Annotated in this window: 16 protein-coding genes; 8 read left to right on the top strand and 8 right to left on the bottom strand. The window is 70.8% G+C overall.

Annotated features, from left to right (window positions below; genetic code table 11):
* The first annotated feature begins 116 nt into the window (after positions 1–116).
* The 4 genes from OHO83_RS02890 to OHO83_RS02875 all read left to right on the top strand — a co-directional run bounded on the left by OHO83_RS02890 (position 117) and on the right by OHO83_RS02875 (position 4,019).
* Positions 117–1,268 (top strand): hypothetical protein, encoded by a 1,152-nt coding sequence (locus tag OHO83_RS02890; protein ID WP_330278574.1) that lies wholly within the window; start codon positions 117–119, stop codon positions 1,266–1,268.
* Positions 1,269–1,449: 181 nt separating this feature from the next.
* The gene (locus OHO83_RS02885; protein ID WP_266679243.1) at positions 1,450–2,142 is read left to right on the top strand and encodes a DUF899 family protein; all 693 of its coding nucleotides are present in this window, start codon (positions 1,450–1,452) and stop codon (positions 2,140–2,142) included.
* 802 nt (positions 2,143–2,944) lie between these two features.
* Entirely contained in the window at positions 2,945–3,358 is a 414-nt protein-coding gene (locus OHO83_RS02880; protein ID WP_432748104.1) for a DUF3592 domain-containing protein, read from the top strand.
* Between the two features lie 526 nt (positions 3,359–3,884).
* On the top strand, positions 3,885–4,019 hold the full coding sequence (locus tag OHO83_RS02875; protein ID WP_266679247.1) for a hypothetical protein: 135 nt from the start codon (positions 3,885–3,887) through the stop codon (positions 4,017–4,019).
* Between the two features lie 26 nt (positions 4,020–4,045).
* On the opposite strand, the gene OHO83_RS02870 is transcribed toward OHO83_RS02875, so the two are convergent.
* The 6 genes from OHO83_RS02870 to OHO83_RS02845 all read right to left on the bottom strand — a co-directional run bounded on the left by OHO83_RS02870 (position 4,046) and on the right by OHO83_RS02845 (position 12,144).
* On the bottom strand, positions 4,046–4,627 hold the full coding sequence (locus OHO83_RS02870; RefSeq protein WP_266679249.1) for a TMEM165/GDT1 family protein: 582 nt from the start codon (positions 4,625–4,627) through the stop codon (positions 4,046–4,048).
* Between the two features lie 446 nt (positions 4,628–5,073).
* The gene (locus OHO83_RS02865; protein ID WP_330278573.1) at positions 5,074–8,226 is read right to left on the bottom strand and encodes a discoidin domain-containing protein; all 3,153 of its coding nucleotides are present in this window, start codon (positions 8,224–8,226) and stop codon (positions 5,074–5,076) included.
* A 271-nt stretch (positions 8,227–8,497) separates the two neighbouring features.
* Positions 8,498–9,361 (bottom strand): LLM class flavin-dependent oxidoreductase, encoded by an 864-nt coding sequence (locus OHO83_RS02860; protein WP_330278572.1) that lies wholly within the window; start codon positions 9,359–9,361, stop codon positions 8,498–8,500.
* Between the two features lie 252 nt (positions 9,362–9,613).
* Complete coding sequence (locus OHO83_RS02855; protein WP_330278571.1) at positions 9,614–10,408, bottom strand: amino acid ABC transporter ATP-binding protein; 795 nt, start codon at positions 10,406–10,408, stop codon at positions 9,614–9,616.
* A 57-nt stretch (positions 10,409–10,465) separates the two neighbouring features.
* Positions 10,466–11,230 (bottom strand): amino acid ABC transporter permease, encoded by a 765-nt coding sequence (locus OHO83_RS02850; RefSeq protein ID WP_382474068.1) that lies wholly within the window; start codon positions 11,228–11,230, stop codon positions 10,466–10,468.
* An 83-nt stretch (positions 11,231–11,313) separates the two neighbouring features.
* Positions 11,314–12,144 (bottom strand): ABC transporter substrate-binding protein, encoded by an 831-nt coding sequence (locus tag OHO83_RS02845; protein WP_405633992.1) that lies wholly within the window; start codon positions 12,142–12,144, stop codon positions 11,314–11,316.
* Between the two features lie 376 nt (positions 12,145–12,520).
* Here OHO83_RS02845 and OHO83_RS02840 point away from each other — a divergent pair, with 376 nt between their 5' ends.
* From OHO83_RS02840 to OHO83_RS02825, 4 genes are all read left to right on the top strand, one after another.
* Positions 12,521–14,137 (top strand): phosphodiester glycosidase family protein, encoded by a 1,617-nt coding sequence (locus OHO83_RS02840; protein WP_330278569.1) that lies wholly within the window; start codon positions 12,521–12,523, stop codon positions 14,135–14,137.
* 20 nt (positions 14,138–14,157) lie between these two features.
* Positions 14,158–15,144 (top strand): alpha/beta hydrolase, encoded by a 987-nt coding sequence (locus tag OHO83_RS02835; protein ID WP_329431901.1) that lies wholly within the window; start codon positions 14,158–14,160, stop codon positions 15,142–15,144.
* Positions 15,145–15,322: 178 nt separating this feature from the next.
* The gene (locus OHO83_RS02830) at positions 15,323–16,753 is read left to right on the top strand and encodes an MFS transporter (protein ID WP_266679261.1); all 1,431 of its coding nucleotides are present in this window, start codon (positions 15,323–15,325) and stop codon (positions 16,751–16,753) included.
* Positions 16,750–17,325, top strand: a complete 576-nt coding sequence (locus tag OHO83_RS02825) for a TetR/AcrR family transcriptional regulator (protein WP_329431899.1) — start codon at positions 16,750–16,752, stop codon at positions 17,323–17,325. The genes OHO83_RS02830 and OHO83_RS02825 overlap by 4 nt, the downstream gene beginning before the upstream one ends.
* A 21-nt stretch (positions 17,326–17,346) precedes the next feature.
* Here OHO83_RS02825 and OHO83_RS02820 read toward each other — a convergent pair whose 3' ends face one another.
* A complete protein-coding gene (locus OHO83_RS02820) occupies positions 17,347–18,600 on the bottom strand; it encodes an amidohydrolase (protein ID WP_329431898.1) in 1,254 nt (417 codons plus the stop codon).
* A gap of 270 nt (positions 18,601–18,870) precedes the next feature.
* Positions 18,871–19,518 (bottom strand): FMN-binding negative transcriptional regulator, encoded by a 648-nt coding sequence (locus OHO83_RS02815; protein WP_329431897.1) that lies wholly within the window; start codon positions 19,516–19,518, stop codon positions 18,871–18,873.
* Positions 19,519–19,537: the final 19 nt, after the last annotated feature.

The raw sequence follows: 19,537 nt of genomic DNA, 5'->3' as shown, positions 1-19,537 counted from the left end.
GTCGGGGTTCGTCCCGCTCCCACGCGATTGATGCAAGTCGGGGACGGGGTTGCCCTTCCATCGACAGGTGCAGGGACCATACTGGTCGAGCCCCCGATCACCCACAGAACGATTCCATGGCCAAGAACAGCAGCTCCTCGACCATCGCCCCCGACACCGCGTGGCTGGGGCGCGGGCGCCACCTCGGGCCCGAGCCCGAGCAGGACGTCCGGCGCAACCTGATCGCCCTCAAGGCGGCCGGGGTGCTCGACGACTTCCTGGACCTCGACCCCGTCGAGGCGGCCCGCTCCACCACCCTGCACCCGCGGGACGAATCCGCCGACCTCGGTCCGGCGGCCCGCCGCCTCTTCGAGGCCCGCTGGCGCGTCGCCGACGACGTCACCGTGCGCGCACAGCTGACGACGTACGACCCCGAGGCCCGCCGCAAGGAGGGCGAGGGCGTCACCTGGGTCCTCGCCGCCGAGGCGGAGCGGGCGTGGGACGCGCACTGGCCCTCGCCCGCCACCATGTTCTGGCCCGACAGCGACCGGGTCGACTGGGATCACGACACGGTGCCCGGCGTGCGCCTGCGGGCGGCGAACCATCTGCCCAAGGACGACGACGAGCTGCGCCACCGGCTGCGGGACTGCACCCGGAACAGCTGGTTCATCCATGTCGTGGTGCACGAGGCGATGACGCCGGACGCGATGGGGCAGAAGCCTGTCTCGGCGTTCCTGCCGCCCAGCCTGCGGCACCGGGTGGTCGAGCACCGGGGCACGCCGGACCAGGCGCAGATCGCCGACTTCGCGATGAAGCGGGAGCTGAGCGTGCGGATGCCGCGCGGCGGGGCCGTCGTCCTGCCCACGGTGCCGCCTGTCCCGGGCTACGAGGCGGAGCGCCTCACGGTGCGCAGCGTCTTCCTGGACGGTTCCGAACCGACCGAACTCCTCGACAGGATCAAGGAGTTCGCCGCGCTGCCCAGGCCGCTGCCCGCCGACGCCGAGCGGGCCCTGACACGGCTGCGTCAGGGCTGGCACCTGCTGACCCCGGACGAGGAGCTGGTTCACGCCCAGGGCATGGTCGCCAGGTACGCGGAGGCGCTGGAGGCCATGACGAAGTCCTGTGACCTGTACCGGGAGGCGGCCGAGGCGGCGCAGGCCGCGCTGGCGGAGGTGACCGGTGGCGCGGGTGTGCCCCGGCCGGCCGATCCGGGCTCGGTCAGACTGGACGGCTCGCCGCTGACCGCCCTCACGAAGGCGTTCGGCCGCCTCCGGGGCCCGAACAAGTAGCGGCGACGGCGCCTGGGGGGGGGCAACGGCAGGGCAGTGGTCCGGCCAGTCGGCTGATCGTGCGGGCCTTGGAGATGCCGGCTGCCGTCGCCGGTGCGATCTTGCTGGGGGCGACCGATGACTTCCGGCCGCCCAGGGAGTCAGTACTCCCAGACAGGCACCTGATCCGTCCGGAGGCACCATGTCCACCACCGAAAACGCCCTGCCGTCCGTCGTCGACGCGGCCACCTGGCAGAAGGAGCTGGCGGCGCTGCGCGTCCGGGAGAAGGCCGCCACCCGGGAGCTCGACGCCATCGCCGCCCAGCGCCGTCGGCTGCCGATGGTCGAGATGCCCGACTACGTACTGGAGGGCGAGGACGGCCGGGTCCGCCTCGTGGAGATCTTCGGCGACCGCCCGCAGCTCATCGTCTACAACCACATGTGGTTCGAGGACGCGGAGTGGCAGTGCAGCGGCTGCACCGGCTTCACGACCCAGTTCACCCGGCTGATGGGATTGAAGAAGTTCGACGCCCGATTCGTGATCGTCACCCAGGGCCCGATCGACGAGGCGCTCGCCTACAAGCGCAAGGTCGGGAACGAGATGACGTGGTACTCGACGGCGAACAGCTCGTTCGGCAGCGACGTCGGCGCCCCTCCGAACGGTGGATTCGGGGTCAACGTGTTCCTGCGCGACGGCGACAAGGTGTACCGGACCTGGCACACCGACGGCCGGGGCGTCGAGCAGTTGAGCTTCCTGTTCGGCCTGGTCGACCTGCTGCCGTACGGCCGCCAGGAGGAGTGGCAGGACTCGCCGGAGGGCTGGCCGCAGCAGCCGACGTACAGCCGGTGGGCGCAGTCGGAGGAGATCGCGGCGGCTTACGGCGGGAACAGCTGACCTCAGGTGTCCGCGTGTGCGCTCGGCTGATGCCCGTACCGCAGTCCGCGCGGATGTCGGTGCCTGCGGCCGGGGAGTCGTCCGCCTTGATGCCGGCGACCTCGACCGCGACCGCGAGCCGGTAGTTGTTGGTGCCCACCCGTCCGCGGGGGCAGGGTGCTGAGACGGCTCCCTGGTCCTGGTGTCGGGCGGTTGCCCAGGGGGTGTGCCCGCGCGCGCTGTCGGCGCGCCGGCCGGACCTGCTGTTCCGCTGGCAGTCGGGTGCGCGACAGTCGTTGATCCTCGGGCGCGGCGTCGACATCACCGATCGTCATGCGCGGGGATCCGCCGGGCAGTTCCTCGGCCCGCCAGGCGATCTTCGTCCGGAGCGGCTCGGCGGCGGCGCTCGGACTCGCACCGCGGGAGGCACAGGACGTCGGTGCCGAGGGGAGGGCGGAGTGCTGCCCCGTGCCCGACCGGCAATCGGAGAGGGGCAACCGGGCTACCTGCTACGAGGGGCAGGGCAGCTCGGTTCATCGACGGTTCCTCTGTGTACGTCGCGCTGTCGCCGGTGAGGGCCGACAATCCAGTACGTCGTGTCCCGCCGGGACCAGGGCCCCGGAGTTCCCCCGCGTCGTGAACGACGTGGGGGCGGTTGCGCGGCGGTCTTTGCACCTGGGATAGCGTCCCTTGACTCCGGGCAAGTGAGAGGGACGTTGTGCAGGTTCAGGTACGTGGGCGGCGGAGTGCCGGCTGGTGGATTTCGTTCGGGCTCATCGCGTTCGGGACGCTGTTCTTCGCCATCGGGGCGATCGTTGGAGGGGTGTCGATCTCGTTCGTGACGGATGCGGAGCGTGCCAAGGGAACCGTGGTGTACCTGGAGTGGTCGGGTGGCTCCGTCAGTTCGTCCAGCAAGTCACGTCAGAGCAGCGGGCCCACGGCGCACCCGGTCGTCGAGTTCACGCCGGCGGGCGGTTCGCCGACGACGTTCCGGAGCTCGATGGGCTCCAACCCACCGGCGTACGACGAGGGTGAGCGGGTTGACGTCCTGTACCGCGCCGATGACCCGGAGGACGCAAAGATCGACGGTTTTGTCTCCCTGTGGCTGATTCCGCTGATCTTCACTGGGATCGGGTTGCTGATCGCGGGCATCGGCACGGCCATTGCGATCGCGACGCGGCGGCGCTCCCGTCTCACCCGCAGCGGACCCGGGACCGCGGTTCCGTCGGTCGGCTGACATCCCGTTGCAGCGGTGGCTGGGCACCCGACGATGAGGAGGTCGTACTGACGCCGCGTCGTAGGGGACGCAGTTCTCTGCTCTGCGGGGTGCCCGCCTTCCTGGAGGCCGTCGAGGAGGCGCGGTGAGGCCTGCCCCACGGTGATCGCCCACGTCCCCGCCCGCGTAGGGCAGGGTGAGCATGCACGCACCGGCGGCGATCACCAGCAGGCAACCGGTGACGCGGCGGGCGATGCGCCCGGTCGCTCCGCGGCGCATCCAACGGCCCGTGATCCAGGGAATGGTGAGCAGCGACATCTCCTGACGAGGCTCGTAGAAGCGGAGGGTGAGTTCGACGTTGAAGTGCAACTGGTCACCCGCTACCGCCGCGGTGTGCGAGAGCGTGGCCCGGCCGCCGGTTCGAGCAGGGGCGGGACCCTGCGGCACTGGCCGGGCTCGGGTGCCATGGTCGTCCCGGTCATCCGCGACGGCGCCCCAGAGCAACTGACCGCCACCGCAGCCGCGTTGCGCAGGACCGCGCGGCGCGGTGGTCGAGCGGCTCAACCAGGGCATGACCGTCGACGACGTCGTGCACGCCATCGACCATCCGGCCGAGCTGTTCGACGTGCCCTGGATGGCGGAGAACTACCGGCGTAGGGAACGGCCGATCGACCGGCCTTGAGTCGGTCAGGCGCTCATGCTGCCGTGTCAGCCGGTGAAGGCCTCGATCAGGGTCCAGATGGCGAGTCCGGCCATGCACGCGGCACCGATGCGCTGCACCGTCTTGAGGGGGACGCGCTTGGCGATGGCTCGGCCGACCAGCAGGGCGAGGGCGGAGACCGACATCAGCGCGAGTGCCGAGCCGAGGGCGGTGGGCAGCCAGGGGTTGGTGGCGGCCAGGTTGGCGGTGGTGATCTGGGTGAGGTCGCCCCATTCGCTGATGAAGACGGCCATGAAGGCAGTGGTGTAGACGGGCCAGAAACCGGTGACGGTCTTGGCGACGCCCTCCTCGTCGTCCTCGTCCCCGCCGCGCAGCAGGACGACGGCGCCGAAGGCGAACAGGGCGGCGGAGACCAGCTTGACGGCCGTGCCCGGGAGCAGGCTGAGCAGGCTGCCCGCGCCGATGGCGATCGCGACATGCACGATGAAGGCGGTGGAGGTGCCGAACCACACGTACAGCGGCCGCATCCGCGTGCCCATGGCCAGCGAGGCGAACATGGTCTTGTCGGGGAGTTCCGCGAGGAAGATCAGCCCGAAGGCGGTGAGGAACGCCAGGGGGTCGAAGGTCATTGTCTTGCTTTCTGCTGGGGCCGGGCCGTGAGGTCATCGGCACCCATGGGGCGACGGGAGAACCACTCGGCCCGGCACGATGGAACGGCCCACACGTCAGTGGGGCCGGATCATGCCTTGGCCGAAGGTCTCGTCCGCCCCCGCACAGTGTGCGGGAGCCCGGTGGCCGGGGTGCTCCGGAGCGCCCAGCGTGTCGACCAGCGGTTCTCGGGACTACTCCCCTTCGCTGTGGTTCAGGTTAACAGGAGATGGTGTTCTGGCCACGTGTCGGCCAGGTGGCGGACCGGGCACGGGCAAGCGGTCCGTGCGCGCTCACCGCGGTGTGGGCGGACGGCAGTTGGGCGTCTTTTCATCGACATTCCCGTGGGGGAGGGGCTGATGGTTGCCGATGAGGGCCCCGGCCGCCTGCGCGCGGCCGGGGCCCTCACGAAGCGAGCCCTACAGGCTCAGCGTCGCACGGAGAGCCGTGTGATCCGGGCGTCGGCGGGCAGTCGTCCGTCGACCCGCACTGCGACGTATCGCGCGGACGTGTCGAGGGCGAGTTCCCGGTCACGGCGGCGCCCGTCGACCCGGCCCGCACTTCGGTAGTCGACGCCGTCGTCGCTGACCTCCACTCCGACAGCGGGCGCACCGCTGACCGTCCAGGCCACCTCGACCGAGCGCACCGGCAGCCGCGCGCCCAGATCGACGACCATGCGCCCGTCGGGGCCGGGTCGCCACGCCGTCGCCGGATCGCCGTCCACCGCGGCGGCCGGGTCCGACATGCCGGCGGGCAGCGGACCGGTGGGGAACACGGTGCGGCCGAGCGCGAGGTCGTCGAGGGGGAACGCGGTCGCGCCGTGCAGACGGACGGTCGTCTCACGGCCACGCGACACGACAGCGACCTCGCTGCGATGCTGTCCCTCGACCCGGACGCGGCAGGCGGCTCCGGACAGCCGCACGGTGGCCCCGTCCGTGACCTGCACGCGCAGCCCGGTGGGCAGTCGGCCCGCGCCCGGTGCGGGAGTGACCGTGAGCCGGGGCGCCAGCAACAGGGCCTCGGCCGACAGGAGTTCCGCACGGTAGGACGTCCCGCTGTCGGTCAGCGTCTGGTCGCCCTGGAACACCACGCGACCCGCACCGGACTGCGGCACGTCCACCGTCGTGGAGACGGCTTCGCTCGACAGGTTGAACAGGCTCAGGTGCTCCTGCGTGAACGCCGCCCGGACCGCCTTGTTCCCGGCCGTGGCCGAGGCCTTCCGTGCGAGCGCGCGCAGCGTCTCGGCCGACACATCTGGATACCCCTCGACCACCACGGGCGCCGCGGGGCCGTCGGCCGCGAGGATCGTGTCGCCGTACACCGCGATCGGGTGGTCCGAGCCGCGCACGACAAGGCCGGCCCGGCCGTCGACGTCGAGCCAGCCGCCACGGCTGCTCACCTCGGGGACCGGCCAGGCCGCCAGGTCCTCCCAGTGCTCGCCGTCGGTCGAACCCTGGACGAGGTAGGCGCGCCCTGCTGCCGCTTCCCAGCGCAGCGTGACGCGGTCGACCTCGTGCGCGGCGCCCAGGTCCACGGCCAACCAGCTGTCGGCGCGTGGGCGTTCGGCCTTCGCGACCGCCCATCGCGTCGCCAGGTCGCCGTCGAAGGCCAGCTCGGGGCCCTTGCCCGGATCGTACGAGGACGTGGCCGCCGTTCCGCCGCGCGCGAGGTCGGAGCCGTTCGCCCCGTCGCGCACCTCGAACGCGTACAGCGAGTATCCGTAGGTCGGGTCGGGCCGTACCCCGAGCATCCGGATGTGCCGCACAGCGGTGCGTGAGAAGCCCACCTCGTCGACGCGCGCCGCCGCCGTGGCCGGCGTACCTGCATCCTGCGCACGCACGGAGACCTCTCCCTCGTCGAAGCGGTAGGTACGTGCGCCGTCGAGGCCGGCCATCCCTGGCATGGTGAGGTTGTGCACCTCAAGATGCCCTTCCCCGGCGGCCGTTCCGGAGGTCGCATAGACGACCCCGCCCGTCGGTAGCGTCGTGAAGCCCGCGTAACCGGTGTCCAGACGCAACACGGTGGCGCTGCCGTCGAAGCCGTCGCGCAGCGACGTGTACACCCGGACCGTGCGCTGCCCGACCTTGCCCGTCGTCGCAGGCAGGAACATCGGCGTACCGCCACTGAGCCTGAACAGCCAGTCGTCGTGGCGCGGTTGCCAGGCGAACTTCACGAATCCAGACTTGCTGACCGCACCCGCCCACGCGGCCCGCGTCTGGTGCGAGACAAGGCCGGGTCCCGTGCCGAAGTCCGCGACTCCCGACGCCTGGGCGAAGAGCTCGTCCTCGGACAGCGGGCGGACCCGGTGCCCGTTCGCAGCCGCCCACACGTGCAGCAGATAACTGATGGCCACCTCGGCCCGCGCCTCCGGCTCATATTTCGGCTCACCGGAGAACTTCGCCAGACGGTACTCGGGCGGGTACTTCTGGTACGCCTCCAGCCGCTCGGCCAGCGCCTGTTCAGCCCGTGCCGCCGCCCGGTCACCGGCCACCTGGGCCAGGAACGCGAGGGGGATCACGTCCCTGCCGTACAGATGCTCGCGGTCGTTAACCATCGGCATCAACGGCTCACCGGCGTCACTCATCACCCCCAGCAACGTGCGCCACAGCGGCAGCGCGTTGGGCTGCGCGGTCAGCACCTGCGGCAACGGCTGCCCGGCGGCCAGGAAGTGCGCCGCGTTGCGCCCCGAGGTACGCCACAACTCCTCCTGGTAGTGCGGGCCGAAGGAGCCGTGGTTCTCGACGATGAACGTGTCGTACAGATTCCGGGCCGTGTTGCGGGAGACGGCGACGCCGTCGACGAGCGCCGGATTCGCCAGGTCGGCAGGCGGAAGCCCCGCCTCGTTGCGTGACCACGTGCCGTAGGCGGACTCCCAGTCGGGGCGGCGCGCATCGTCGGGCGCCCACGCGAGGGCGGGTGCGAGGGTCTGCGCGTACAGGCCCATCTCCTCCAGCTTCGTGTCGCCCACGTAGCCGCCCTGCAGTCCGTTCGGCGTCCAGTCACCCGAGTCCGGGTCGTCACCGGTACCCAGCTTCGTGGTGTAAGCGGCTTGTTCACGAACGATGGTGTCGACGTTCGTGCGCGTCGCGCTGTCGAGGTCGTCCCAGAGCAACCGCGCGGCAAGGACGAAGTACGACTGGAACGTGGTGTCGAAGAACAGCTTGCGGCCCCACTGGGTCCCGCCCGTGAGTCGGTTGGACGCCGCGAAGTGCCGGATGGTGGCGAGTGTGCGGGCCTTGAGGGTGTCCCGGTCGATGCCGGCGGGCTCACTGTCGTACGTGCCGTGGGTGAGCAGCACCGCGTGGCCGAGGACGACGGCGAAACCGAAGTCCTTGTCCGTGTAGTAGCCCCGTGCCTCGTCCCACTGTGTCTCGGACCAGTGGGTGTGCTGGAGCAGAACGCGGTGGTAGGTGGCGGCTGTCTCGTCCGGGGGAGAGGCGGAGCCGGCAAGTCGGGCGGAACTGCCCAGTGCCTGAGCGGAGTTCACGCCGACGACAGAGGGCAGGGCGGCCAGGGCGCCCGACAGGCCGAGGAGTTGCAGGAATCTCCGGCGGTCGACCTGCTTGGGATGGTGCGGCATGTGCGGGACCTTTCACAAGACAACGTTGTCAGGTGGGGGTGGCGCTCATTCTTCGGTCTGTCGCGCGGACCGTCAATGGGCGGGATCCCGCTGGCGATCGAGGGGGGTGCGGTATGCGGCCGGCCGGCATGCTGGGGCTTTCGGTCGCGGTGCTGGTGTTCTCCTACGCAGTCTGAAATCTGGCGACGGGGGCGGAGTATCGCCGGCAGGACCGGCATCGGTGGACCGACTGGAGAGCGAGGACGCCGGATCAGGCGTGGACCGCGCTTCTCTAGAGCACCGGCGGCCCGGCCTCGATACGACGGAGAACCGGGGTCAGGCGATCCAGGTCCGGACCCGTCTGGACCTGTCGTTCGTCCCACCAAGTGGCGCCGGCGTCGTGCAGGGGGCCGATCACGTCCTTGGCTCTGGCCGAGCCCGGGGGCGTGGCTCCGCCGAGTACGAACTCGAAGGGGCGGACGTCGCCGTTCGTACGCTGACCGCGCACGTAGGCGATGAGTTCCCGTACCTCCCCCACGTCCGGCACATGCCCATGCCGGGCGGTCTCGAACAGCGGCACCGCGCCGTCCCACCGCGCCGCCCGCCGCATGGGTGCACGGTGCGGCCAGAACCCTCCGATCCACACCGGGGGGCGGGGCTGCTGCACGGTGGCGGGCAGCAGCGCCACGTCCCGGACCTCGTAGTGCCGGCCGTGGTGGTTCACCGGTTCGCCGGACCACATGCGCCCCAACAGCTCCAGGCCCTCGTCCAGTCGCTCGGCGAGGACGCGCGGCTCGGCGGCGTCGCCGAAGCTGCGGTACTCGTCCTCGACCGGACCGCCCAGCCCCGCGGCAAAGATCGCCCGGCCGCCGCTCAGCCGGTCCAAGGTGGCTACCTGGCGGGCGAGTTGCTGCGGCCGGTAGCGGGGGACCGGCGTCAGGAGGGTGCCCAATCGGATCCGTGAGGTCGCCAGCGCGGCGGCGGTCAGCAGCATCCAGGGGTCTCCGAAGGGACGTCCCTGATGCTGTCGGTGCAGAACGTGATCCCACACGAAGAGCCCGTCCCAGCCCGCCTGTTCGGCGGCGGCCGCTGCGGTGGCGACGTTGCGCGGGTCGGCGAAGTCGCCGAAATTCGGGATGTTGACGGAGAAGCGCATCCCAGCAGGATGCGCAACAGGCTGGGCAGGCGCAATCGGATTCGCACTCCGGCAGCTCGGTACCGGACACTGCGGCGCCGTCGTCGGGTCCGCACCTGCGCGGGCTCGCGGCTGTCCGGTTTCGGGGCCGGATCGCGTGGCCCGGAGGTAGGGAGCCAGACCGGACGCCGCCCGACCGCGATCGCCACGGACCCCCTTCCCGGCCGACGCGGACCGGGAAGGCGGTCCGTGGGTGGGAAGTGCCGGGTCCCGTCAGGACTTCGTGACGGTGTCCGCCGGGCGCAGGACACGGGCCAGGAACTCGCGGGTGCGTGGGTGTTGGGGGTTGCCGAGGACTTCGTCGGGGCCGCCCTGTTCGACGATGACGCCGTCGTCCATGAAGACGACGCGGTCGGCGACTTCGCGGGCGAAGCCCATCTCGTGGGTCACGACCATCATCGTCATCCCGTCGTCCGCGAGGCCGCGCATGACGCCGAGGACGTCTCCGACCAGTTCGGGGTCGAGCGCGCTCGTGGGTTCGTCGAACAGCATCAGCTCGGGGCCCATCGAGAGGGCGCGCGCGATGGCCACCCGTTGCTGCTGGCCGCCCGACAACTGCGCGGGGTAGCTGTCCTCCTTGTCCGCGAGTCCGACGCGGGCCAGGTTCTGTCGGGCCACCTGGGCCGCCTCGGCCTTGTCGCGGCCCAGCACCCGGCGCTGGGCGATCGTCAGGTTGTCCAGCACGCTCAAGTGCGCGAAGAGGTTGAACTGCTGGAAGACCATGCCGATGCGGCGACGCAGCCGGTCGATGTCCACGTCCGGGTCGGTGATGTCGGTTCCGGCGATGAGGACGTGGCCCTGGGTGGGCTGTTCCAGGAGGTTGGTGCAGCGCAGCAACGTCGACTTGCCCGACCCGGAAGGACCGATGACGCACACCACTTCGCCCGTGTCGACGGTGAAGTCGATGCCGCGCAGGACCTGAAGGTCACCGAAGGACTTGTGCAGCGCGCGGATCTCTATCGCCCGGGCCGGCGTGGGCGTGTCGGTCGTGGTGGTGGCATTCGTCATGCCCGTCCCCTCGTGTTCTCTCATGTTGCCGGAGGGCTCGCTGGGGTCGCTCATCGTTCACCGTGCCTTCGCATGGCCCGCCTCCAGGCGGCGCACCACGTAGCCCAGCGGGACGGTGATCAGGAGGTAGCAGAGACCGGCCACGAAGATGGGAGTGGTGTTGGCGGTCTCGCTGGCCAGGTCCCTTCCGAACTTGGTGAGTTCACGCGTTTGCAGCGAGACGCCGAGGAACAGCACCAGTGAGGAGTCCTTGAAGAGAAGGACCAGTTCGTTGGTAAGGGGCGGCACGATGATCCGGAAGGCCTGAGGGATGACGATCGACCACATGGCCCTCGCGTGGGACATGCCCAGTGTCCGCGCGGCCTCCATCTGACCGCGGGGCACGGCCTGGATGCCGGCCCTGATGGTCTCCGCCATGTACGCGGCGGCGACGAGCCCCAGGGCCACGGCGACCTGTCCGTACGCGCCACCGGGGATGGCGAGGCCGGGGAACGCCAGGGGAACGCCGACCCCGATGAAGATGAAGATCAGCAGGGCGGGCAGTCCGCGGAACACCTCGATGTAGAGAGACGCGAGCCACCGATAGGGGGCCACCGAGGAGAGCCGCATGAGGGCGACGATCAGCCCGAGCACGAGGCCCACGCCGAATCCCGAGAGGGTGTACGCCACCGTGTTGGTCAGCGCCACCGTCAGCAGGTCCGGGAACATCCGCTTGGCCACGGAGAGTTCGAGGAACTGCTGCTGCAACTGGTGCCAGTCGGCCAGTACGGCGACGGCGATCACCGCACCGGCCAGAACGACGTACTGCGCACCGCGGAGCATGCTGCGCCGCCGCCGCGGGGAGAAGCGGGGGCGCGGGGCCGCCTGGGTCGGGGCCTGCGCGGCGACGGGCGTGTGTGAGGAGGTCACTGGGACACGGCCTCCGCAGGCATCGGGCCGATCCACTTCTCGTACAGCTTCTTGTACGTGCCGTCCTGCTTGGCCTTCTTGATGGCCTTGTCGATGGCGGCGAGGAGCTTGGGGTTGCCCCCCTTGCGCACGGCGAAACCGTACTTCTCGCCCGTCCGGACCGTGCCGGTGACGGTGAACTTGGCCGCGTTGGCAGGGTCCTTGAGCCACTCCTGGACCACCGGGTAGTCCTGGATGACGACGTCCACCTGGCCGGTGCGCAGTCCGTTCAGCTCGGCGTCCGAGCTCTCGAACGACTTGGAGTCGATGCCGGCGGCGTGCGCGGTGTCCTCGCCGGTGGTGGCCGACTGCGAGCCCAGCCTGGTCTTGCCGCTCTTGATGTCGTCCAGCGACTTCGCCTTGACGCCCTTTCGGGCCAGCAGGGCCTGGTTGGCGTCGAAGTAGGGGACCGAGAAGGCGAGGTGCTGCTTCCGCTCGGGAGTGATCGTCATGCCCGCGGCAGCCACGTCACAGACACCCGCGTTGAGGTCCGCACCCGTTTTGATCGTCTCGAAGGACTTGTCCACGATCTGCTGCTTGAGACCGAGGTCGTGGGCGACCAGATCGATCAGGTCGACGTCGAAGCCGACGACCTTCTTGCCCTTCCCCGACTGGAACGGGGCGTACGGGAGATGCGTACACGTCGTCAACTGGCCGGATTTGACCAGCTTCACGCCGCCGGCCGTCGTGGTGGCCTGTTCCTTGCTGCAGGCGGTGGCCGACAGGGTGAGCGCGGCGGCGAGCACGAGCGGGGTGGAGCGGCGGACGAGTCTTCCGTGAGTGCTCACTGGACTTCCCTTGGGCATGGAGAGATGCAACTTTCCCTGGGCAAGGGGAAGTTGACCTGGAATGGGACGGGCGCCGACGGGTGCCCGCGCAGCCGTGGCCACGGGCCACCGGGGGCGGGCCCGGACGGAGCTCCGACTGCGGTGGGCACACCCTGCATCAGCGTGAACACGAAAGTCCAGGGCTGTCACCAGCCACTCCGGAAGCCTTCACATTTTCGATCTTGAGTGGCGCGGGTCGTGCGCGGGAGGCCGTCATCGACCGGGCGCACGGTCGCCGGCCGGGTCGCGTGCAGGGATGACGTGCACATGTCTTGACGAGTGGTCTCGACCACAAGCACCGTTGCGGGAGAGCCGTTCTTCGTCCTGTGGGGGGCACGTGAACAGCAGACTGTTCGGCGTGGGTGCCGTGTTGTCCGTCCTTGCCGTCGTGGGAGGCCTGGCGGTTCCGGCCTCCTCGGCGCCGCCTTCGAATCCGGTCGGCGCACTGCCTCTCGGCCCCGCCGACCTGACCGAGACGCGGACGACGCAGCAGCTCCAGCCCGGCGTCACGCTCACCCGAATCGTGCGCGGCGCCGATGCCCCGGCGCTTGCCTGGACAGTCGAGGTCTCCATCCCCGGCGGCGCCGGCTCACCGGACCCCGACGCGCCACCGTCGGCGCTCAACGACCACGCGAGCGCCGACGACCTGGTCGCCCACCTGCGCGAACACGGCTTCGAGGCGCGGGCCGAGGCGGTCACCACACAGGCGACGGCGGACTTCGCGGGCGGCACGCTCGGATGGCGCGTCCGCGTCGGTGAGTTCGGCTCACAGTCCGCGGCCACGGCCGAGCGCACCCGGCTGCGGACGGCCGGATACACCGGAGCCGCCGTGTACCGGGGGTGGGACGGGGAGCCCACGGATCGGGGCCCGTGGCGGATCGACGTTCTCACCATCGACCCGCACCGCTTCCACGGCGCGCTGAGAGCCTCGTACGGGCCGGATCTCGAGAACAGGGAGACGACCAGCCAACTCGTGGCCGCGGCCGGGGCGACCGCCGGGGTCAACGCCGGGTTCTTCGTCCTCGACCCGAAGGCCGGCGCCCCCGGGGATCCGGCCGGCGTCGGCGTGTACGACGGCCGCCTGCTGAGCGAACCCGTGAGCGGGCGGCCCTCCCTCGTGATCCACGATTCCGGTAGCCGGACCGGCATCGTCCGGCTCACCTGGCAGGGCAAGCTGTCCGGCCCGGGCGCCTCGCTCCCGCTGGACGGGATCAACCGTGTCCCCGGCCTGATCAGGAACTGCGGCGGCACCGCCGACGACACGCCCACCTCGCTGCCCCTGCACGACGCGACCTGCACGGACGACGACGAACTCGTCGCTTTCACATCCGAGTTCGGCCGGCGGACTCCGAGCGGCGATGGAGTCGAGGCCGTACTCGACCGCCACGGGAAGGTACTCGAGGTGCGCTCGCCGCGTGGCGGATCGCTGCCGGAAGGCGGCAGCTCCGTGCAGGCGACCGGACGCTACGTCCCCCAGCTGACCGAACTGGCCCAGACCGGCCGCCAGTTGCGGATGCGGGCCGCGTTGAAGGACTCGCACGGCCGCGCGGTCTCCCCGTCCCCGAGCACCAGCATGCTCAACGGCGGCCCCGAACTGGTCCGGGACGGCCGTACACGCGTCACCGTGGCCACCGACGGCATGGTCCAGCCCGGCAACCCCAGCTTCTACTACGGCTGGGTGCACAAGCGCAATCCGCGCACGCTGGCCGGAGTCGACGCCGCGGGACGAACCGTCCTCGTCACGGCCGACGGACGCAGCACCGGCGCGCTCGGACTCAGCATCCCGGAGAGCGCCGCGGTCGCGAAGGCGCTGGGCCTGCGCGACGCGATCAACCTCGACGGCGGCGGGTCCACCACCATGGTCGCGGGCGGGGGCGTGATCAACGCCCCGTCCGACGCGACCGGCGAACGGCCGGTCGGAGACGCCCTGTTGGTCCTCCCCGGCCGAAAATGACCCCACCGACAGGAGCAGCCATGACCGCCGCCACGATCCGCCGCGCCAGATGCCTCCTGCTCGTCCTGGCCGTGCTGCTGCTCACCCTGACACCGAACCCGCCGTCCGTGGCCGCCGACGCCCGCGGTGCCGAGGTCGTCGCCGTCACCCAGGTCGCCGACCGTCAGGTGGATCTGTCCGTACGCTCCCCGGCTCTCGGCGGCCGGACCGTCAAGGTCCGACTGCTCACGCCCGACGGCTGGAACCCGAACGACCGCGGCCGGCACTGGCCGACCCTGTGGCTGCTGCACGGCTGCTGCGGCGACTACACGTCGTGGACGAGCCGGACGGACGTCGCACGCATCGACAGCCTGCGCGACGTCCTCGTGGTGATGCCGGAGGCCGGCTGGAACGGCTGGTACAGCGACTGGTGGAACAACGGGAACGGTGGTGACCCCGCCTGGGAGACGTTTCACACCAAGGAGCTGCGCCGACTCCTCGAACGCGACTGGGGAGCGGGCCCGCGTCGCGTGGTCGCCGGACTGTCCATGGGAGGGCAGGGCGCTCTGATGTACGCGGCCCGGCACCCCGGCATGTTCAAGGCGGCGGCGGCATACTCCGGATCCGTGCACCCGTTGCTGAACGACGAGTCGGTGAGCCGCATCATGGGGTTCTTCGCGGGGCAGGGCGACGATCCGCGCCGGGTCTGGGGCGACCCCGTGGCGCAGCGGGACGTGTGGGCGGCCCACGACCCGTACTACCTGGCCAAACGACTCAAGCCGATCCCTGTGTACCTGTCGTGCGGCGACGGCACCGCTGGCCCTCTGGACCCGCCAGGTGCCACGAACGCCCTCGAAGCGGACTTCAACCGGCAGAACCACGCCTTGGCGGGCGCACTCGAAAGGGCGGGTGCCCGGCATGTGACGACCGACTTCTACGGGCCGGGGACCCACAGCTGGCCGTACTGGCAACGGGAGCTGCACGCCTCGCTGCCGATGCTGTTGGGGTCATTGCGCGTCGTGAACTGACGCGACGTGCGGCCGCCTCTCCGAGGTGGGGGCGGCCGGAGCGAGCGCCGAACTATGTCATCATTCAATGACATCGCCTGATGACAAGAACGGTATATTTCCCTTGCAGCCCTCCATGCCGGCGTCCGCGCGTACCTCTGCCGTATCGGCATCCGCACTTCGCCACCCACGGGCTCTCGTGCCCGTCCTCGTCTCGCTCGGCATGCTCGTCGCCGTGGTCAGCAGCCTCGGGGCACCGCTCATCCCGACCATCGCGGCCGAGGACCACGTCGCCGTCTCCACCGCGCAGTGGGCGCTGACGGTGACGATGCTGGTGGGAGCCATCGCCACACCGGTCATGGGGCGCCTCGGCGACGGCCCGCACCGCAAGAACGTGATCCTCACCGGCCTCGCCGTGGTCCTCGCCGGCAGTCTCCTGGCGGCCCTGCCCCTCGGGCTCACCTGCCTCCTCGTGGGCCGGGCGCTGCAGGGCGTCGGCATGGGCCTCGTCCCGCTCGCCATCGCCACCGCCCGCGACGCGCTGCCTCCGGAGCGGGCACGGTCGGCGGTGGCGACCCTTTCCCTGACCACCGCCGCGGGCATCGGCCTCGGCTATCCGATCACCGGCCTGTTCGCCCAGTACCTCGGCATGTACGCCGGATTCTGGTTCGCGGCCGCCACGGCGGCCGCCGCGCTCACCGCCACCGTGATCGTCGTGCCCGCCGCGCCGAAGCGCCCCACGGTCCCGATGGACTTCCCCGGCGCACTGCTGCTCGCCGGTGGCATGGCGGCCCTGCTGGTGACCCTTGCCGAGGGGGAGCGGTGGGGCTGGGGATCCGCCCCGCTGCTCGCGCTCGCCGTCGCGGCCGTAGTCCTGCTCGCCGGGTGGGTCCTGCACTCGATGCACTCCACGCATCCGCTGGTGCGGGTACGGCTCATCAAGGATCGCGGCGTTCTCGTCGCCAACCTGACCACGATGGTCGGCGGCGTGGGCACCTACCTGCTGATCGCCCTGGTCACCCGCTACGTCCAGACGCCCGAGTCCGCCGGATACGGCTTCGGCTCGTCCATCGTCGTCACCGGTCTGCTGCTCGTGCCGTTCTCCGCGGCCAGCCTCGTCACCGGCCGCCTGGTGCGGATGCTCGGCGCGGCGGCGACACCCGCCCGCATGCTGCCGCTGGGCTGTCTCCTCTCCCTCGCGGGCCTGGTCTGCTTCCTGCTCGCCCGCTCCAGCCTGTGGGGAATCGGCACGATGATGGCGCTCGCCGGACTCGGTGTGGGCGTCACCTTCGCGGTCACCCCCGGCCTGATCGTCGGCGGCGTGCCCGCACAGGAGACGGGCAGCGCGATGAGTTTCAATCAGGTCATGAAGTACATCGGGTACTCGACCGGAAGCGCGCTGAGCGCGGTCATCCTCCAGGCCGCCACCGGCCCCGGCGCGGCGCTGCCGGCCGACGACGGATACCGCACCGCGGGCCTCGCCGGCTGCGCCGCCTTCGTGATCACCGGCATCCTCGCCGTCGTACTCACTCGCACGGGCACCCGGCTGCGACCGTCCGTGGTCGCGGCGGGCCACATCGCCCCGGTCGCCACGGGTGAGCGGGCGCGCCCCGAGCCGAGCCGCCCGTGAGCGGCGCGGACGCCGGCCCGCGCCGGAACTCCGCCCGCACCCGCGAGGCGCTGCTGCGGGCGGCGACCGAACTCTTCTCCGAGCGGGGCTACGACCGCACCACCGTTCGCGAGATCGGTGAGCGGGCCGGGGTGGACCCGGCCCTGATCGCACGCTATTTCGGCAGCAAGCCCCTGCTGTACGTGGAGGTGCTGCGCGCCGAACACGGAGACGTCGCGCCGGACGACCTGCTCACCGAGCCCCGCCTGCGGGAGGTCGCCGCACGTGCGGAGCGGCGAGGTCCTGTCCCTTTGCTGAGGGTCGCCGTCCAGCCGTTGAGTGACGGGGCCGCGCAGGACGCCACCCGTGCGGCGCTGCGGTCCCGGCTCGTGGATCCGCTGCGCGCACGTTTCGCCCGGGAGGGCAGGGACCGGCCGGGGCTGCGGGCCGACGTGCTCGTGGCGGCGGTCGCCGGGGTGTTGCTCGCCCGCCATTCCGGGGCGTTCGAGGACCTGGCCGACGCGGAGGTCGACGAGGTCGTCGACGTGTTGCTGGAGACACTCGGTGGCGACGGGCCCGCCGGCGATCGGTGAACGCCGGCGGGACCACCGGGTTCACGCGTCCGCGAGCCAGGTGAGTGCGGCGACGACGAGTGCTTCCACACCTGTGCTCAGGGTGGGCTCGACGACGGGGGCGAAGTGGGGCGAGTGGTTGCTCGGCAGCTCGTCCAGCCGGTCTTCCTGGAGCGCGCCGAGAACCGTTTCGGTGTCCAGGCCGCCCCAGAACCAGAAGACGGTCGGCACGCCGAGCACCTCACCGAACACACCCACGTCCTCGCTCGCGTTCACCTGAGGCATCGTCATGATCCGCTGCTGCCCGAAGTGCTCCGCGAACGCGGCGACCGTGGCCTGTGTCGCCTCCGGATCGCTCACCAGCGCCGGCGCGGCACCGGTCCAGGCGAACTCCGGCGGCTCCGCGGCGCCACTCGCCTGCGACTCCGCTGTGGCGATGCGCTCGATGGCGTCACGGACCTTGTCGCGGATCGCCGGGGTGAAGGTGCGGACGTTGATCCCCAACTCGGCCTTGTCGGGGATGATGTTGTCCTTCGTGCCCGCCTGCAGGCGACCCACGGTCACCACGGCGGTCTCCGCCGGAGGCACCTCCCGCGCGACGATTCCCTGCAACCGCGTGACCACGTTGGCCGCCATGAGCACCGGGTCGATGGACGCCTCGGGCCGGGATCCGTGGGCGCCGCGCCCGTGCAGGGTGAGGTCGAGGGAGTCCGCGGCGGCCATCACCGGGCCCGTGCCGTAGCCGATGACCCCGGCGGGCAACGGTCCCACATGCTGGCCCAGCACGATCTCGGGCTCGGGGAACCGCTCGAAGAGTCCGTCGTCGACCATCCCGCGTGCGCCGACCGCGAGTTCCTCGGCCGGCTGGAACACCACCAGCAGTGTGCCGCGCCACTGGTCACGCGACCGCGCGAGCAACATGGCGGCACCGGTCAGGCAGGCGGCGTGCATGTCGTGACCGCAGGCGTGCATCACCGGTACGTCGCGGCCCTCGTGGTCCACGCCTCGCGCCTGGCTGGCGTAGGGAAGTCCGGTCTTCTCCTCCACCGGCAGGGCGTCGAAGTCCGCGCGGAGCATGACCACCGGCCCCTCGCCGTTGCGCAGTACCCCGACCACGCCGGTGACGCCGATTCCCTCGGCCACCTCGTCGAAGCCCGCCTCGCGCAGGCGCTTCGACAGAAGACCTGCGGTGCGTGTCTCCTGGAGCGAGAGCTCGGGATTCCGGTGCAGATCCTTGTAGAAGGCGGCGAGTTCATCGCGGATCTCCGGCAGTTGTGCGGTCACCGTCTTCGACATGGCTACCTGACCTCTCTGAGTAACGATGTGCGTACCGTAACTCCGCACGCCAGGGACGCGTGCCGCCCCCTGGCACGTGGCGTTGACCGCCGTACGTGTCATGGGTGTTGTGGTGGGTCTGTGCCAGGGCGGACGAGCACTGCCGCAACCGCTCTGCCCGGCGGCGACGTGTGGGTCCGTTCGCAGTTGAGGGCGTGGCGCGTCCAGCGTCACGGAGTGGACCGCGGGCGATGCCGGCCAGTCCCTGACCGGGGGAACGCGCCCGCCCTGTCAGGCCTTCCAGTCGCCCGTGCGGTCCAGGCGTCGGAGCTGCTGGCGGGCCGTGGGTACGTCGAGGGCCTCGCCCCGTGCGGTGAGGCGGTCCGCGACCGTGGTGCGGTGCTCGGCGGGCTTGTGGTCGTCGTACTTGAACTTGGCGACCACGTCGATGACGTCCAGGCGCAGCCCGCGGATGCCGGGGAGCATGCGGCCGTACGGAGGCTGGTCCACCAGTACGGGGGCGTGGTCACCGTCCGGCTGGAAGTGGGCGAGCTGGCGGCGCAGGAGTTCGGCCTTGGCCTCGGGGGCGTCGACGATGTGGGCGTGGCAGGTGAACTGAACGGCCGCGTAGTAGCTGGTGGGGACGCCGTCAGTGGGTGTCGTGTCCGGCTTGGCGCGCCAGGGGCCGGGGATGAAGGCGTAGTCCCCGATGACGGTGAACGTGACGTTCGGGTCGTGCTCGATCGCCTTCCAGACCGGGTTGGGGCGGGCGAAGTGGATCAGAAGCTGGTTGTCGTCGCCGGTGAAGTGGGTGGGGACGACCACGGGGGCCTGGCCGGGAAGGCCGTTGACGCCGAGCTGGCCGAAGTCGTGGCCTTCCGCGATCCACGTCTGCCATTCGCCCTCGTCCAGTGCTGCGTCCCAGGGTTGGATGAACACGCTCTTCTCCTTGTGGGGT

Source organism: Streptomyces sp. NBC_00569 (genome assembly GCF_036345255.1).
Classification (GTDB): Bacteria; Actinomycetota; Actinomycetes; order Streptomycetales; family Streptomycetaceae; genus Streptomyces.
Note: the sequence above shows the minus strand (reverse complement) of the source record. Positions and strands in the feature narration are given on the sequence as shown.